The organism is Streptomyces capoamus, assembly GCF_014654935.1.
GTDB lineage: Bacteria > Actinomycetota > Actinomycetes > Streptomycetales > Streptomycetaceae > Streptomyces > Streptomyces capoamus.
Genome location: NZ_BNBF01000024.1, coordinates 48,050 through 63,355 on the forward strand (window position 1 = coordinate 48,050; position 15,306 = coordinate 63,355).

The window sequence follows — 15,306 nt, forward strand, 5'->3', positions numbered from 1 at the left end:
ACTCCTCGCTGGCCGCCCAGGACGTCGTCTACCGCGCGGGCGGCCTGGCCCTGATGAACCTGCTCGCCGTCCCCGGCGTCGTCGGCGTCGACGTCACCCCGGCCACCCTCGGCTCCGCCCTCGAACGCGTCGACGGCCTCGCGAGCGCCGTCCTGGACACCTCCCCGCTCCGCGCCGGAGACACCCTCGTGATCATCTCGCTCTCCGGCCGCAACGCCCTGCCCGTGGAGATGGCCCGCACCGCCCGCACCCGCGGGGTGAAGGTCGTCGGCGTGACCTCGGTGGCGTACGCCGCGCAGACGACGTCCCGGCACAACTCCGGCACCTTCCTCAAGGACCACTGCGACATCGTCCTCGACTCCAAGATCGCCGTCGGCGACGCCGAACTCACCCTCGACACCATCCCGGCCCCGTTCGCCCCCGCATCCACGGTCGTCACCACCGCCCTGATGCAGGCCGTCCTGGCCACCACCGCCGCCGCCCTCGCCGACCGCGGCATCGAACCCCCACTGCTGCGCTCCGGCAACGTCGACGGCGGCCACGAGTGGAACAGCCGGGTGATGACGGAGTACGGCGACCGGATCTTCTACCGCCACTGACAGCCCGCCGGCACCGGCCGCTACCGGTCCCGCACCGCCTCCGCCAGGTCCAGCGCCGTCGCGACCCGGACGGCCACGTCCTCGGCATAGGCCGCGTCCGAGCGCTCGAAGCGGCTGCGGCCGGCACCGCGCAGGAAGGTCACCACGCCCAGCGTCCGCCCCCGGCTGCGCAGCACCGCGCACAGCGCGTGCACCGCGTCCTGCGGCCACTGCCGCTCCACCGCCCACTCCCGCGCCCGCTCGGCCGCGCCCGGCCCCGCGTCCGCGCGCACCGTCCCCGCCCGCTCCACGCACCGCAGCGCCGGATGCCCCTCCGGGTAGAGCACCGGCAGCCCGGCCGCGCCCGACAACAGGCTCGGCCCCGGGGACCCGGCCGGCGTGGCGGCGACCCGCACCAGCCGGAGCGGGTCCCGGCCGCCCTCGCCCTCCGCCCGCGGACCGCCCGCCACCCGGTCCACCAGGGCGTGATCGGCGAAACCGGCGAGGGCGAAGTCCAGGTGCACGGTGGCCGCCTCCGCCGGGTCCTCGCACTCGGCCGCCGCCCGGGCCGCGCGGTGCAGCTGGTTCGTCCGGAACCGCAGCAGGGCCGCCTCCTGCTCCCCCTGCTTGGCCTCGGTGACGTCCGCGAAGAGCCAGCCCACCCCGAGCGGCACCGGCTCCTCCGCGAGCGGCGAGGCCAACCGCACGAACCCGCTGCGCCAGCAGCGCCGCCGCTCGCCCTCCGGCCCGCGGACGGTCACCCACATCTCGGCGGGCGCGGGCGGCGCGCCCTCGGAGAGGACGTGGGTCAGCGCGGCCTCCAGCTCCTCCACCCCCTGGCCCAGCAGCTCGCCCAGCGGACGCCCCAGCGCGGACGCACGGCCCACGCCCAGCGCCCGGGCCGCGTGCGCGTTGACGACGGCGGGCCGCAGATCGGCGTCGACCAGGACGACACCCCAGGACGCGTTCTCGAACAGGGCCTCGCTCAGCGCGATCGACCGCTCCAGGTCGATCTGCGCGTGCACCTCGCTGAACGCGCAGTACACCCCGGCGGGCTTGCCCTCGGGCCCGCGTACGGCGGCCGACTGGGTCCGTACGAGCACCCGCCCGCCGTCCTTGGTGACCAGCGCGAACTCGTGCACCTGCCGGCCCGGTGCGTGCATCGCCGACATCAGCCGGGCCTGCACCTCCTCGGCGTCGGCACTGCGCACCGCCCAGCCGGCGAACCCGTGCCGCCCGACGGCCTCGCCGGCCGTCCACCCGAGGATCCGCTCCGCCTCCCGGTTCCAGTGGGTGACGACCCCGTCGGCGTCGAAGGCGCACAGCGCCGCGTCCATGCCGTCCAGCAGCGCGGCGAGCAGCTCGGACCCGCCGGGCTCACCGGGCTCGTCCGGCCCCAGCTCGTCCGTGGTCCCACTCCACCGCGAAGCACTCACCTGGACCCCCTGGAAGCCACGTCCGCGCACGCACGGCGCTCGGTTCGCTCACTGACTTCATTCAACTGGAACGTGACCCACCCCACATACTGTTCCCGCAAGAAAATCAGTTGAGCCCTCCCCCTCCGGCTTCTTAGGGTGTCGGTACACGAGAAGGGAGGTGGTTCGGCAGATGTATGGATACCGGACGCGTGAGGTGGCTGCGGGCTAGCGGCCCGTCCCCACACCCATGTGCGGTGCCGGACCAGCGCGCGACAGATGCGTGCAGCCGGCCCAACCCCAAGCAGTCACCCGACCCGCGGGCTGCCGGTACGTCCGGCCGGCTCCTCCTTGGAGGAACCCAGCCCGCGGGTCGTCTGCGTTCTCAGGGGCTGAGGCGTTCGACCTGCCAGGTGCCGTCGGGGCGGGCGGTGTAGCGCAGGCGGTCGTGGAGGCGGTTCTCGCGGCCCTGCCAGAACTCCACGGTCTCGGGGGTGACGCGGAAGCCGCCCCAGTGCGGGGGTACGGGGACCTGCTCGTCCTCGGGGTAGCGGGCGGCGAGTTCGGCGTAGGCCGTGTCGAGTTCGGTGCGGGAGGCGATGACCGCGGACTGGGCGCTGGCCCAGGCGCCCAGCTGGGAGCCGTGCGGTCGGGTGCGGAAGTAGGCGGCGGTCTCGTCGCGACCGGTGCGCCGGGCGGTGCCGGTGACGATGACCTGGCGGGCCAGCGGGTGCCACGGGAAGAGCAGCGACACGTGCGGGTTCTCCGCGAGGTCGCGGCCCTTGCGGGAGTCGTAGTTGGTGAAGAAGACGAAGCCGTCGGTGTCGTACTGCTTCATCAGTACCGTGCGGGAGCTGGGGCGGCCGGTCGCGTCCGCCGTGGAGACGACCATCGCGTTGGGTTCGTAGAGCGTGCCGTGCAGGGCGGCCCGGGCGGCATCCTCGAACCAGCGGGCGAACTGGTCCATGGGATGGGTGGCGAGGTCCTCCGCGGCGAGGCCGTCGGCCCGGTACTGCTTGCGCATGGCGGCGGGATCGAGGACGGGATCCAGGAGCGGGTCGCGGTCGGTCACGCGGTCATCTTGCCGTATCGAACGGGTATGGCACTGGGTGTCGCATGGTCTCCCCAACGATGGCACCGGGAGTTATCGTGCTGGTCCCTTTGCGGTTGGGTTGACCACGGGTGACCACCGGCAGATCGGGGCATCACCGGGGTGACCGCCGCCCACACATCACGAGGAGCCGCCTGATGTCCGATTTCGTACCCGGGCTCGAAGGAGTCGTCGCGTTCGAGACGGAGATCGCCGAACCGGACAAGGAGGGCGGCGCCCTGCGCTACCGGGGCGTCGACATCGAGGACCTGGTCGGCCACGTCTCGTTCGGGAACGTGTGGGGACTGCTGGTCGACGGTGCCTTCAATCCCGGGCTGCCGCCGGCCGAGCCGTTCCCGATCCCCGTGCACTCCGGTGACATCCGCGTGGACGTGCAGTCGGCGCTCGCCATGCTGGCGCCGGTCTGGGGGCTGCGTCCACTGCTGGACATCGACGAGCGGCAGGCCCGTGAGGACCTGGCGCGCGCCGCCGTGATGGCCCTGTCGTACGTCGCCCAGTCCGCGCGCGGGCAGGGGCTGCCGATGGTGCCGCAGCGGGAGATCGACAAGGCGCACTCGGTGGTGGAGCGGTTCATGATCCGGTGGCGGGGCGAGCCGGATCCCAAGCACGTGGCGGCGGTGGACGCCTACTGGACGTCCGCCGCCGAGCACGGCATGAACGCCTCCACGTTCACCGCGCGGGTCATCGCCTCCACGGGTGCGGACGTCGCGGCGGCGCTGTCCGGTGCGGTGGGCGCGATGTCCGGGCCGCTGCACGGCGGGGCGCCGTCGCGGGTGCTGGGGATGATCGAGGAGATCGAGCGCACGGGGGACGCGGAGGGGTACGTCAGGCAGGCCCTGGACCGCGGTGAGCGGCTGATGGGCTTCGGGCACCGGGTGTACCGGGCGGAGGATCCGCGGGCGCGGGTGCTGCGGCGTACGGCGCGGGAGCTGGGTGCTCCGCGGTTCGAGGTGGCCGAGGCGCTGGAGAAGGCCGCGCTGGAGGAGCTGCACAACCGGCGGCCGGACCGGGTGCTGGCCACGAACGTGGAGTTCTGGGCGGCGATCGTGCTGGACTTCGCCGAGGTGCCGGCGCACATGTTCACGTCGATGTTCACGTGTGCGCGGACCGCCGGGTGGTCGGCGCACATCCTGGAGCAGAAGCGGACGGGGCGGCTGGTGCGGCCGTCGGCCCGGTACGTGGGGCCGGGTCCGCGGCGGCCCGAGGACATCGAGGGGTACGGGCGGGCGGCCCACTGAGCGGGCCGGCGTCGGGGCGCGGGACGGACCCGCGCCCCTGGGCACGGCCGCTCACGCCGGTGTCAGCAGGTTCCCGTGGTGTCGCCGTGCCACCAGCGGGTGGGCCCGGAGCTTGCCCTTGAGTTCGTTGTAGCCGTACTCGGCGTACAGGGGGTTCGTCGGGTCGTCGGTGATGCCGGGGGCGGTCGCCCGTACGGGAAGGGCAGCGGGGCGATCTTCGCGTCCAGGCGGGGGTTGTAGAAGAACGGGACGGAGAAGCGTTCGGTGGCGCCGGGCGGGCTGACGACGCGGTGGTTGGTGGCGAGCAGGTAGCCGTTGGTCGCCACTTCCAGGAGTTCGCCGAGGTTGACGACGAACGCGCCTTCCAGGGGCGGTACGTCGTGGAAGCGGCCGTCCTCGCGCTGCACCTGGAGGCCGCCGACCGTGTCCTGCAGCAGCAGGGTGAGGAAGCCGTAGTCCTTGTGGGCGCCGACGCCCTGGCCGGTGCCGTCGTCGGCGCTGCCGGGGTAGCGGACGAGTTTGAGGTGCGGGTGGGCATGCGGGCCGAAGACCGGGTCGTAGAAGCCGGCGGGGGCGCCGATGGCGGTCAGCAGTTCGCGCAGGAGGCGGTGGGCGACCTCGCTGAGCCGGTCGATCCAGGTGAGGGCGGCCGTGCGGAGTTCGGGGAGGGCGGCGGGCCACTGGTTGGGGCCCTGCAGCCACCAGTAGGGGGGCTCGCCGGGGCCGGGGACGCGGGCGGGGCGTTCGGCGCCGATGTCGAGCTGGTCGCGCCAGTCGCGGGCGCCGCCGGTGCGTTCGTCGCCGGTGCGGGTGTAGCCGCGGAAGTGCGGGGAGCCGACGTTGTCGAGGGCGAGCCGGTCGGCCTCGGGGAGGGCGAAGAAGGCGCGCATGGCGGTGAGCAGCGCGTCGGTCTCGGCCCGGGTGACGCCGTGTCCGACGAGCTGGAAGAAGCCGACGTCGTGGGCGGCGCTGTGCAGCTGGGCGTGGAGCAGGGAGCGGGCCTGGGGGCCGCGGTCGGCGGCCGACAGGTCGATGATCGGGAGCTGGTCGTACGACGTCGCTGTGTGCGTGGTCATGGTGCGTCCGCGGGTGTGTACGGGGCACGGGTGGCCGCCGGGGGTGGGGCGGGCCCCCGGGTGCCGGAAAAGGAAGGAAGAAGGGTGCTGCGGGGGGCTGGTCAGGCGGAGAAGTGACGACAGCCCATGCTCGTGACGCGCACGTAGTCCACGTGGCGGCGGCGGACGAGCATCGGAAGCATGGGGCAAGGGTAACGCGCTCCCGCGGTTGCCCCCTCAGCCCAGGCCGGCGTCCAGCAGGGCCGCCCATTGGGCGACGACGCGTTCGCGGCGGGCGCTGTCGTCGGTGAGGAGGTTGGCGAGGCCGAGGCCGCGGGCCATGTCGAGGAGGCCCTGGACGGTTTCGCGGACGCCGGGGCGGGATTCGTCGGCGCCCAGGAGTTCGACGGCGATGCGGTGGGTCTCGCGGCCGACGCGGGTCTCCAGCTCGGTCACGCGGGGGCGCAGCTGGTCCTCGTCGCCGGCGGCGACCCACAGGTGCAGGGCTGCGCGGAAGAGGGGGCCGGTGTAGAGGTCGACCAGGGCCGCGACGACGGCGCGGCGGTCGGCGGGGCCGTCCGGGAAGAGGGCGCGCAGGGCGAGGGAGCGTTCCTCGGAGACGTATTCGACGGCGGCGGTGAAGAGGTCTTCCCGGGTGGGGAAGTGGTGCTGGGCGGCGCCCCGGGAGACGCCGGCGCGTTCGGCGACGGCGGCGACCGTGGAGCCCGCCCAGCCGTGCTCGGCGAGGCAGGCCACGGCGGCCTCCAGGAGCCGCTGCCGGGTGGCCCGGCTGCGGTCCTGTTTGGGAACGCGCTCGCGTTCGGTCGTCCTCACACCGCCCATGCCGCATCACGTCTTTCCAGGAAGGCCGTCATCCCCTCCCGGGCCTGGGGGGAGGCGAAGAGCCGGGCCGAGAGCGCGGTCAGCTCGGCCGCGTCCCGGTCGAATGTCTCCAGCACCCTAGCCGTGAGCAGCCGTTTGGTCTCGGCCAGGGCCTGGGGGGCGGAGCGGCGCAGGCCGTGGAGGACGGGGGCGAGGGCGGTGTCGACGTCGTCCGCGGCCGTCGTCAGCAGGCCCAGGGTGACGGCCTCGGCAGGGCCGAAGCGTTCGCCGGTGAGGTAGTAGCGGGCGAGGGCGCGGGGGTCGGTGCGCGGGATCACCGGCAGGGAGATCACGGCGGGGGCGACGCCGATGCGTACCTCGGTGAAGGCGAAGGTGGCGTCGGTGGAGGCGGCGGCGATGTCGCAGGCGGCGAGCAGGCCGAGGCCGCCGGCGCGGACGTGGCCGGTGACCCGGGCGACGACGGGTCTGGGCAGTTCCACGATCTGCCGGAGCAGGGTCACCAGGGCGTCGGGGTCGGGCGGGTCGCGCAGGTCGGCGCCGGCGCAGAAGGTCGTACCGGTGTGGGTGAGGACCACGGCCCGTACGTCCGGGTCCTCGGCGCAGTCGGTGAGGGCGGCGGCGAGTGCGGTGACGAGTGCCGCGGACAGGGCGTTGCGGGTGCCGGTGGCGTCGAGGCTGAGGGTTTCGACGCCGCGCACGCGCGTGCGGCCGATCAGTGGTGCCGGGTCGGTCATGGGTGCTCCCTGAGCTGCCGGCGCAGGATCTTGCCGGAGGCGGCGCGCGGGACGGTGTGGATGAAGGTGATCCGGCGGACGCGTTTGTAGGGGGCGACGCGTTCGGCGACGTACCGCAGGACGTCGTGCTCGGTGAGGTCGCCGGCGGTGGGGTGGCGGACGACGAAGGCGTGCGGGATCTCGTTGCCGTCGTCGTCGTGGGCGCCGGTGACGGCCGCGTCGGCGATGCCGGGGTGGGTGAGCAGGAGGGCCTCCAGTTCGGCGGGGGCCACCTGGAAGCCCTTGTACTTGATGAGTTCCTTCACGCGGTCGACGACGAACAGCCAGCCGTCGTCGTCGACGTGTCCCACGTCCCCGGTGTGCAGCCAGCCGTCGGGGTCGATGAGGGCGGCGGTGGCGTCGGGGCGGCCGAGGTAGCCCTTCATCACCTGGGGGCCGCGGACGAGGATCTCGCCGGGTGCGCCGGTGCCGAGGTCTTCGTGGGGGTCGTCCAGGGAGATGATCCGCATCTCGGTGCCGGCGATGAGCCGGCCGACGGTGCCGGCGGGGGCGTCGTGGAGGCGGTCCAGGGGGACGACGTGGGTGCCGGGGGACAGTTCGGTCATGCCGTAGGCCTGGCCGATCGGGGGCAGGCCGAGGCGTTCGGCGCAGGCGCGGGCGAGCCGGGCGTCCAGCGGGGCGGCGGCGCTGATGACGTACCGCAGGGAGGAGAGGTCGTAGCGGCTGACCGCCGGGTGTTTGGCGAGGGCGAGGACGATGGGCGGGGCGACGTAGAGCCCGGTGATGCGGTACCGCTCGATCGTGGCGAGGAAGGTCTCCAGGTCGAAGCGCGGCAGGACGACGACGGTGGCGCCGTGGCGCAGGGGTGCGTTCATCACGGCGGTGAGGCCGTAGATGTGGAAGAAGGGCAGGACGGCGAGGACGCGGTCGTCGGGTCCTGCGGGGACGGCGGGTTCCAGTTGGGCGAGGTTGGTGGCGATCTGCCGGTGGGTGAGCATGACGCCCTTGGGGGTGCCGGTGGTGCCGGAGGAGTACGGCAGTGCGGCGATGTCCTCGGCCGGGTCGATGGCGGGGTCGGGTTCGGGGGCGGTGGTGGCGAGGAGGTCGGTCAGTGAGCGGTGGCCGGGTGCGCTGTCGCAGACCAGGATCTCCCGGACGCCGCCCGCGGTCTCGGCGGCCCGGCGGGCGGTGGCCAGCAGCGGGGAGACGGTGACGATCCAGCGCGCCCCGCTGTCCTTCAGCTGCCGGGCGAACTCCTCGGCGGTGGCGAGCGGGTGGGCGGTGGTGACGGCGGCGCCCGCGCGGGTGGCGGCGTAGAAGGCGGTCGGGAAGGCGATCGTGTTGGGGCTGTGCAGGGCGAGGACGTCGCCCTTGCGGACGCCGGTGTCGGCGAGGGCGGCGGCCAGGCGCCGGTGGAACCGGTCCAGCTGTTCGTACGTGAGGGTGGTGCCGTCCGTGCCGTCGATGAGGGCGGGCCGGTCGCCGAACGCGGCGGCGTGGCCCAGGACGGCCTCGTGGATGGGGAGTTCCACGGGCGGGACGTCTGCGTACTCGCTGCGGAACACGGTTCCTCCTCGCGGGGGCCGGCTCAGTAGGACTTGGGCAGGCCCAGGGTCTGGTGGGAGACGTAGTTGAGGATCATTTCCCGGCTCACCGGGGCGATACGGGCCACGCGCGCGGCCGTGATCAGCGAGGCGAGTCCGAATTCCCGGGTGAGTCCGTTGCCGCCGAGGGTGTGCACGGCCTGGTCGACGGCTTTCACGCAGGCCTCGGCGGCCGCGTACTTGGCCATGTTGGCGGCCTCGCCCGCGCCGGTGTCGTCGCCGGCGTCGTAGAGGTGGGCGGCCTTCTGGGTCATCAGCCGGGCCAGTTCCAGGTCGATGTGGGCCTGGGCGAGGGGGTGGGCGATGGCCTGGTGGGCGCCGATGGGGGCCTTCCACACCGTGCGGTCGCGGGCGTACTCGACGGCCTTGGACAGGGCGTACCGGCCCATGCCGATCGCGAACGCGGCGGTCATGATCCGCTCGGGGTTGAGCCCCGCGAACAGCTGGAGGAGTCCCGCGTCCGCTCCCCCACTGCCGGAAGCGTGGGAGGGGCCCCCACCCACCAGTGCGTCGGCGGGCAGCCGTACGTCGTCCAGGACCAGTTCGAACTGTTTCTCCGCCGCGCTCAGTTCCATGTCGATGGGCTGCTTCCGGAAGCCTTCGGCGTCCGTCGGCACGATGAACAGGCAGGGTTTGAGGCTGCCGGTGCGGGCGTCCGCGGTGCGGCCGACGATCAGGACGGCGTCGGCGATGTCGACCCCGGAGACGAACACCTTGCGGCCGGTGAGCAGCCAGTCGGCGCCGTCCCGGCGGGCGGTGGTGGTGATGCGGTGGCTGTTGGAGCCGGCGTCGGGTTCGGTGATGCCGAAGGCCATGAGGCGGGTGCCGTCGGCGATCCCGGGCAGCCAGGCGCGTTTCTGGTCCTCGGTGCCGAAACGGGAGATGACGGTGGCGCAGATGGCCGGGGAGACGACCAGCATGAGCAGGGGGGAGCCCGCGGCGCCCAGTTCTTCGAGGACGATGGCGAGGTCCGCTATGCCTCCGCCGCCGCCCCCGTACTCCTCGGGGATGCTGACGCCGAGGTAGCCGAGTTTTCCCGCCTCCGACCAGAGTTCGGCGGGGGGCCTGCCCTCGGCGACGGTGCGGGTGAGGTAGGCGCGGCCGTAGCGCCTGCCGAGGGCGGCCACCGCGGAGCGGAGGGCCTGGTGCTCTTCGGATTCGATGACGGCGGTCATGGGGCTCCTAGGAAGAGGTTTCCTGCACTACTGCCAGCAGCGCGCCGGGCTCGACCTGCCGGCCCGGTTCGGCGTGCAGGGCGGTGAGCGTTCCTGTCGTCGGTGCCGAGATCACGTGCTGCATCTTCATCGCCTCCAACCAGATGAGGCCCTGACCGGCCCGGACCGTTGCCCCCTCGGTCAGCCCGTCGGCGAGGCGCACGACCGTGCCGGGCATCGGCGCGAGCAGGGAGCCCGGGGCGAGCTGGGCGGCGGGGTCGGGGAAGCGGGGCAGGGCGGTGAGGCGGGTGGCGCCCACGTGGACCTGGTCGCCGTACCGGGCCACCTCGAACCTGCGCCGGACGCCGTCGGTTTCGAGGACGACGAGCCGCGCGTCGGCGTGGACGACCCGGACCCCCTCCGCCGCGAGGCCGTCCCGGGTGTGCCGGTAGCGGACCTCGTGCTCCTCCCCCGCCATCTCGTACCGCTTCACGTGCGGCTGGGAGGGGACGTTGCGCCAGCCGCCGAAGCGGGAGCGGCCGTGGGCGTCGGCGAGGGCGGCGGCGAGCGGCGCGTGCGGGTCGGTGGCGGGTTCGGTGAGGTCGCCGAGGTGGCGGTCGTAGAAGCCGGTGTCCATGCGGGCGGCCGTGAACTCCGGGTGCCTGAGCGAGCGCACCAGCAGGTCCCGGTTGGTGACCGGGCCGTGGACCGCGGCGGACTCCAGGGCGCCGGCGAGCCGGCGGATCGCCTCCGCGCGCGTGGGGGCGTGCGCGACGACCTTGGCGAGCATCGGGGCGTGCGCGACGACCTTGGCGAGCATCGGGTCGTAGTGGACGCCGATGGTGTCGCCGTCGGTGTAGCCGGTGTCCAGGCGGACGCCGGCCGGTACGGCGAGGTGGTGCAGGGTGCCGGTCTGGGGGGCCCAGTCGCGGGCGGGGTCCTCGGCGTAGAGGCGGGCTTCGACGGCGTGGCCCCGCGCGCGCGGGGGCTCCGTCCCGAGGGCGTGGCCCTCGGCGACGCGGATCTGTTCGGCGACCAGGTCGAGGCCGAACACGGCCTCGGTGACGGGGTGTTCCACCTGGAGGCGGGTGTTCATCTCCAGGAAGTGGGCGCGGCCGTCGGCGACGAGGAACTCGACGGTGCCCGCGCCGGTGTAGGAGACGGCGCGGGCGGCGCGCACGGCCAGCGTGCGCAGTTCGTCGGTGAGCGCCGGGGTGAGTCCGGGGGCCGGCGCCTCCTCGATCACCTTCTGGTGGCGGCGCTGCAGGGAGCAGTCGCGGGTGCCGAGCGGCCAGACCGTGCCGTGGGTGTCGGCGAGGATCTGCACCTCCACGTGGCGGCCGTGCTCCAGGTACGGCTCGACGAACACCTCCCCGTCGCCGAAGGCGCTCGCGGCCTCGGCGCGCGCTCCCTCCAGCGCGGCCGGCAGGTCCGCCAGGCGGCGCACGATCCGCATGCCGCGCCCGCCGCCGCCCGCCGCGGCCTTCACCAGCACGGGCAGGTCGGCCTCGGTCACCTCGTGCAGCGGTTCGATGCCCAGCAGCCGCTTGGCGCGGGTCTTGGACGCCATGGCCTCGATGGCCTCGGGGGGCGGGCCGATCCAGACCAGGCCGGCGTCGCGGACGGCGCGGGCGAAGCCGGCGTTCTCGGAGAGGAAGCCGTAACCGGGGTGGACGGCGTCGGCGCCGGCGGCGAGGGCCGCCTTCACGATGAGGTCGCCGCGCAGGTAGGTCTCGGCGGGTGCCGCGCCCGGCAGCCGTACCGCCGTGTCGGCCAGGCGCGCGTGGAGCGCGTCGTCGTCGGCGTCGGAGTGCACGGCGACCGTACGGATGCCGAGTTCGGCGCAGGTGCGGAAGACGCGGCAGGCGATCTCGCCCCGGTTGGCGACGAGCACGCTGGAGATCATGGGGTCCCTCACATCCGGAAGACGCCGAAGCCGCCGCGCGCGCCCTCGTAGGGCGCGCTGTGCACGGCGGAGAGGCACAGGCCGAGGACGGTGCGGGTGTCGCGCGGGTCGATGACGCCGTCGTCGTACAGCCGCCCGGACAGGAACAGGGGCAGCGACTCCGACTCGATCTGCTGCTCCACCATGGCGCGCAGGGCCGCGTCCGCGTCCTCGTCGTAGGGCTGCCCCTTCGCCGCCGCCGACTGCCGGGCGACGATGGAGAGCACGCCGGCGAGCTGCTGCGGGCCCATGACGGCGGACTTGGCGCTGGGCCAGGCGAACAGGAAGCGGGGGTCGTAGGCCCGGCCGCACATGCCGTAGTGCCCGGCGCCGTAGGACGCGCCCATGAGGACCGACAGGTGCGGGACCCTGCTGTTGCTGACCGCGTTGATCATCATGGCGCCGTGCTTGATGATCCCGCCCTGCTCGTACTCCTTGCCGACCATGTAGCCGGTGGTGTTGTGCAGGAAGAGCAGCGGGATGTCGCGCTGGTTGGCGAGCTGGATGAACTGGGCGGCCTTCTGCGACTCCGCGCTGAACAGGACGCCCTGGGCGTTGGCCAGGATGCCGACGGGGTAGCCGTGCAGGGCGGCCCAGCCGGTCACCAGGCTCGTGCCGTACAGCGGTTTGAACTCGTCGAAGTCCGAGCCGTCCACGATCCGGGCGATGACCTCGCGCGGGTCGAAGGGGGTCTTCAGGTCGTCCGGTACGACGCCGAGCAGTTCCTCGGGGTCGTGGGCGGGCGGCTGGGCCGGGCCGGGGTCGGGGTGGGCCTTGCGGTGGTTGAGGCGCGCGACGACCCGGCGGGCCTGGCGCAGCGCGTCGGGTTCGTCCGCGGCGAGGTGGTCGGCGAGGCCGGAGACCCGCGCGTGCATCTCGGCGCCGCCGAGGGACTCGTCGTCGCTCTCCTCGCCGGTGGCCATCTTGACCAGCGGCGGGCCGCCGAGGAACACCTTCGCCCGCTCCTTGACCATGATCACGTGGTCGGACATGCCGGGGACGTAGGCGCCGCCGGCGGTGGAGTTGCCGAAGACGACGGCGATCGTCGGGATGCCGGCGGCGGAGAGCCGGGTCAGGTCGCGGAAGATCGCCCCGCCCGGGATGAAGATCTCCTTCTGGGAGGGCAGGTCGGCGCCGCCCGACTCCACCAGGCTGATGCAGGGCAGCCGGTTGGCGAGCGCGATGTCGTTGGCGCGCAGGGCCTTCTTCAGGCTCCAGGGGTTGCTGGCGCCGCCGCGTACGGTCGGGTCGTTGGCGGTGATCAGGCATTCCACGCCCTCGACCACACCGATCCCGGTGACGAGCGAGGCGCCCACGGGGTGGTCGCTGCCCCAGGCGGCCAGCGGGGACAGCTCCAGGAAGGGGGTGTCGGGGTCCAGCAGCAGTTCGATGCGTTCGCGGGCGAGGAGTTTGCCGCGCGCCCGGTGGCGTCGGACGTACTTCTCGCCGCCGCCCGCGAGGGCCTTGGCGTGCTCGGCCTCCAGCTCGGCGAGTTTGGCGAGCATGGCCGCGCGGTGGGCCCGGTGGTCGGGGCCGGTGGGGTCGAGAGCGGTCTGCAGAACCGTCACAGCAGGGTCTCCGGGATGTCCAGGTGGCGGGAGCGCAGCCATTCGCCGAGGGCCTTGGCCTGCGGGTCGAAGCGGGCCTGCGCGGCGACGCCGGCACCGAGGATGCCCTCCACGGTGAAGTTGAGGGCGCGCAGGTTCGGCAGCGGGTGGCGGGTGACGGGCAGGGCGCGGGTCTCGGGCAGCAGCTGCCGGAACCGCTCGGTGGTCAGCGTGTGCGCGAGCCACCGCCAGGCCTCGTCCGTCCGCGCCCACACCCCGACGTTGGCGTTGCCGCCCTTGTCCCCGCTGCGCGCCCCGGCGACCAGTCCGAGGGGCGCCCGCCGGACCGGGCCGGGCGGCAGGGGTTCCGGGAGGGGCGGGGGCGGTACGGCGTCCAGGGGCCGTGTCTCCTGGGGCGCCGGCACCGGGATACGGCTGCCGTCGTGGAGGACCGCCACATGGTTCACGGCCCCATGGGGCACGTACACATCCTCGAACACCCCATAGGGCGCGCCCTTTCCCGGTGGGGACAGCACATGGAAGCCCGGGTAGCTGGCGAGCGCCAGTTCCACGGCGGCCCCGCTCAGCGCGCGCCCCACGGCCTGCTGGTCCGGGTCACGGACGACGAGCCGCAGCAGCGCGCTGGCCGTCTCCTCGGTGTCCGCGTCGGCCCGGTCGGTGCGCACCAGGTCCCAGCGGACCTCCTGCGGGGGCGACTTGGCGAGGGCGGCGTCGAGCTGTTCCCGCACCAGGGCCGCCTTGGCCTCGATGTCGAGTCCGGTGAGGACGAAGACGACCTCGTTGCGGAAGCCGCCGATCCGGTTGAGCCCCACCTTGAGCGCGGGCGGTGGCGCCTCCCCGCGCACCCCCTCGATCCACACCCGGTCCGGCCCGTCCCGGCGCAGCGTCACGGTGTCCAGCCGGGCGGTGACGTCGGGTCCGGCGTACCGGGCGCCGCCGGTCTCGTACAGCAGCTGGGCGGTGACCGTGCCCGGGTCCACGAAGCCGCCGGTGCCCGGGTGCTTGGTGATCACACTGCTGCCGTCGGCGTGGATCTCGGCGAGCGGGAAGCCGGGACGGCGGACGTCCCCCTCGCCGAAGAACGCGTAGTTCCCGCCGGTCGCCTGGGTCCCGCACTCCAGCACGTGCCCGGCCACGACGGCACCGGCGAGCCGGTCCCACTCCGTGGGCGCCCAGCCGAAGTGCGCCGCGGCGGGCCCGGTGACCAGGGCCGCGTCGGTCACCCGGCCGGTGATCACCACGTCGGCGCCGGCCCGCAGGCACGCGGCGATGCCGAACCCGCCGAGGTAGGCGTGGGCGGCGAGGGTGCCGGGGTGGGCGGCGGCCAGGTCGTCGCCCTCGACGTGCGCCACCCGCACCGGGACGCCGAGCCGGCCGGCCAGTCGCCGTACGCGGTCGGCGAGTCCGGCCGGGTTCAGCCCGCCCGCGTTGGTGACGATCCGCACCCCGCGCTCCCGGGCGAGGCCCAGGCAGTCCTCCAACTGGCGCAGGAAGGTGCGGGCATACCCGGCGGACGGGTCCTTGAGCCGGTCGCGGCCGAGGATGAGCATGGTGAGTTCGGCGAGGTAGTCACCGGTGAGGACGTCCACCTCGCCGCCGGTGAGCATCTCGCGCAGGGCGTCGGCGCGGTCGCCGTAGAAGCCGGAGAAGTTGCCGACGCGCAGCGGCCTCACCGGCCGTCCCCCTTCGGCGGGCGGCCGGTGCCGGGCGGGCCCGCGAAGGCCTGGGCGATGCCGAGCCAGCGGTCGGCGTCCGGGCCCGTGGCCGTCAGGGCGAGGTCGTCGCGGTGGGCGCGCCGGGTGACCAGGAGGCAGAAGTCGAGGGCGGGACCGGTGACCCGCTGCGGGGCGTCCTCGGGGCCGTAGGCCCACACCTCGCCGGACGGGGCGGTGAGTGCCACCCGGAACTCCTCGGCGGGCGGGGTGAGTCCGTGCACCCCGAAGGCGAAGTCACGGGTGCGCACCCCGAGCCGGGCCACATGCCTCAGCCGGTCGGTGGGTGGGCGCACCACACCCAGGGCGTCGGCGACGTCCAGCGCGTGGGCCCAGGTCTCCATGAGGC

General features: G+C 73.9%; 12 protein-coding genes and 1 pseudogene. 2 read left to right on the plus strand and 11 right to left on the minus strand.

Annotated features, from left to right (window positions below; all coding sequences use genetic code 11):
- The coding region (locus IE312_RS30455; RefSeq protein ID WP_229900617.1) for an SIS domain-containing protein at positions 1-599 on the plus strand (599 nt) is incomplete at its 5' end.
- Between the two features lie 20 nt (positions 600-619).
- Here the strand turns inward: IE312_RS30455 and IE312_RS30460 are convergent.
- Entirely contained in the window at positions 620-2,014 is a 1,395-nt protein-coding gene (locus tag IE312_RS30460) for a PAS domain-containing protein (protein WP_189985491.1), read from the minus strand.
- 364 nt (positions 2,015-2,378) lie between these two features.
- Positions 2,379-3,065, minus strand: a complete 687-nt coding sequence (gene pdxH, locus IE312_RS30465; RefSeq protein WP_189985492.1) for a pyridoxamine 5'-phosphate oxidase — start codon at positions 3,063-3,065, stop codon at positions 2,379-2,381.
- 176 nt (positions 3,066-3,241) lie between these two features.
- Between pdxH and IE312_RS30470 the strand changes: the two genes are divergently transcribed.
- Positions 3,242-4,342 (plus strand): citrate synthase 2, encoded by a 1,101-nt coding sequence (locus tag IE312_RS30470; protein WP_189985493.1) that lies wholly within the window; start codon positions 3,242-3,244, stop codon positions 4,340-4,342.
- A 51-nt stretch (positions 4,343-4,393) separates the two neighbouring features.
- Here IE312_RS30470 and IE312_RS30475 read toward each other — a convergent pair.
- From IE312_RS30475 to IE312_RS42535, 9 genes and pseudogenes are all read right to left on the minus strand, one after another.
- A pseudogene (locus IE312_RS30475) lies at positions 4,394-5,418 on the minus strand (isopenicillin N synthase family dioxygenase).
- A 216-nt stretch (positions 5,419-5,634) separates the two neighbouring features.
- Positions 5,635-6,240, minus strand: coding sequence for a TetR/AcrR family transcriptional regulator (locus IE312_RS30480; RefSeq protein WP_189985494.1), 606 nt, complete (start codon positions 6,238-6,240; stop codon positions 5,635-5,637).
- Positions 6,228-6,974, minus strand: a complete 747-nt coding sequence (locus tag IE312_RS30485; protein WP_189985495.1) for an enoyl-CoA hydratase family protein — start codon at positions 6,972-6,974, stop codon at positions 6,228-6,230. Before IE312_RS30485 ends, IE312_RS30480 begins: the two co-directional genes overlap by 13 nt.
- Positions 6,971-8,539 carry a 4-coumarate--CoA ligase family protein gene (locus tag IE312_RS30490; RefSeq protein WP_189985496.1) on the minus strand — a complete coding sequence of 523 codons (1,569 nt, stop codon included), beginning with the start codon at positions 8,537-8,539 and terminating at the stop codon, positions 6,971-6,973. Before IE312_RS30490 ends, IE312_RS30485 begins: the two co-directional genes overlap by 4 nt.
- Before the next feature lie 23 nt (positions 8,540-8,562).
- Entirely contained in the window at positions 8,563-9,753 is a 1,191-nt protein-coding gene (locus IE312_RS30495; RefSeq protein ID WP_189985497.1) for an acyl-CoA dehydrogenase family protein, read from the minus strand.
- 7 nt (positions 9,754-9,760) lie between these two features.
- Positions 9,761-11,638, minus strand: a complete 1,878-nt coding sequence (locus IE312_RS30500; RefSeq protein WP_189985498.1) for an acetyl/propionyl/methylcrotonyl-CoA carboxylase subunit alpha — start codon at positions 11,636-11,638, stop codon at positions 9,761-9,763.
- Between the two features lie 8 nt (positions 11,639-11,646).
- Positions 11,647-13,245 (minus strand): acyl-CoA carboxylase subunit beta, encoded by a 1,599-nt coding sequence (locus tag IE312_RS30505; protein ID WP_189985499.1) that lies wholly within the window; start codon positions 13,243-13,245, stop codon positions 11,647-11,649.
- Positions 13,242-14,918, minus strand: coding sequence for an acyclic terpene utilization AtuA family protein (locus IE312_RS30510; RefSeq protein ID WP_189985500.1), 1,677 nt, complete (start codon positions 14,916-14,918; stop codon positions 13,242-13,244). Before IE312_RS30510 ends, IE312_RS30505 begins: the two co-directional genes overlap by 4 nt.
- On the minus strand, positions 14,915-15,306 hold a 392-nt coding region (locus tag IE312_RS42535; protein ID WP_229900618.1), incomplete at its 5' end, for a maleylpyruvate isomerase family mycothiol-dependent enzyme. The genes IE312_RS30510 and IE312_RS42535, both read right to left, overlap by 4 nt.

Bases quoted from the DNA above. Each gene is read 5' to 3' on its own strand.
- IE312_RS30470 (WP_189985493.1), top strand. From the start codon at position 3,242: ATGTCCGATTTCGTACCCGGGCTCGAAGGAGTCGTCGCGTTCGAGACG.
- IE312_RS30480 (WP_189985494.1), bottom strand. From the start codon at position 6,240: ATGGGCGGTGTGAGGACGACCGAACGCGAGCGCGTTCCCAAACAGGAC.
- IE312_RS30495 (WP_189985497.1), bottom strand. From the start codon at position 9,753: ATGACCGCCGTCATCGAATCCGAAGAGCACCAGGCCCTCCGCTCCGCG.
- IE312_RS30485 (WP_189985495.1), bottom strand. From the start codon at position 6,974: ATGACCGACCCGGCACCACTGATCGGCCGCACGCGCGTGCGCGGCGTC.
- IE312_RS30500 (WP_189985498.1), bottom strand. From the start codon at position 11,638: ATGATCTCCAGCGTGCTCGTCGCCAACCGGGGCGAGATCGCCTGCCGC.